Below are 954 nucleotides of genomic sequence, written 5' to 3'. Positions count from 1 at the left end.
GTTATCTGGCTGATTAGCAAGGTGCTGCAAGCAAGTAGAAATATAATCATGCACCACAAGGTCATTGGCCTTTGCTGTTTCAACAAGACTATAGAGTACGGCACTCGCATGCGCGCCCTTGCTGGTATTTGAGAATAGCCAGTTTTTTCGCCCTATCACGAACGGTTTTATGGCTCGCTCTGCGCGGTTATTATCAATACTGAGCCTGCAATCATCGAGGTAACGCCTGAATTTTTCAAACTGATTTATCGCATAGGTAATGGCTTTACCTAGCGCCATTTTGGGCGGTATTTTATCTTTGTGCTTGAGCAACCATTGATACAATTCATCAACGATTGGTTTGGCTTTTTGCTGCCTAACGGTGAATTTTTCATCGGCCGGTTTATCTTTGATGGCTTGCTCAATACCGTAGAGCTTACCAATGAGGTTGAGCGCCACATCCGCTTTGACAGTTTTTTTATTATTGCCTTTGGCCTCGATGAATTTACGGCGTATATGGGCAAGGCATGCAACCAGTGTTGCCTTCGTTTGCTCGTATGCCTTGTAGCCATCAACGTGCATGTAGCCTTGGTAACCGTCAAGAAAATCAACCACACAGTGGGCCGCACGACTGTTATGATAATCAAACAGAACAATATTAGTGCCTTTACTTGGTTTATCATCGCCACAACAATACAGCCACATATAGCTGGTTGCTTTATCTGCGTTAATAACGTTGAGCGGAGTTTCATCGCCATGAATAACCGCTTGAGATAACAAGGTTTCTTTTAAGCGCTGATACAGCGGTGACAACAATTGCGCGCAGCGTAGCATCCAACTCGACATGGTTTGTCGGCTCAACTCAATACCGATATCGGCAAACAATGTTTCTTGGCGATAAAGCGGTAAGCCAAACTGGTATTTACACATGATTATTTGACTCAGTAAGCTGGGTGTTGCGATACTTTGTTGAAT

The 954-nt window shown here is 44.0% G+C and carries 1 protein-coding gene; it reads right to left on the bottom strand.

What is annotated here, in order from left to right; genetic code table 11:
- The coding region (gene tnpC / locus CWB66_RS19775; protein WP_138586692.1) for an IS66 family transposase at positions 1–954 on the bottom strand (954 nt) is incomplete at both ends.

The organism is Pseudoalteromonas sp. S558 (assembly GCF_005886635.1).
In the GTDB taxonomy this organism is placed as follows: Bacteria; Pseudomonadota; Gammaproteobacteria; order Enterobacterales; family Alteromonadaceae; genus Pseudoalteromonas; species Pseudoalteromonas aliena.
This window is presented reverse-complemented; position numbering and strand designations above follow the sequence as displayed.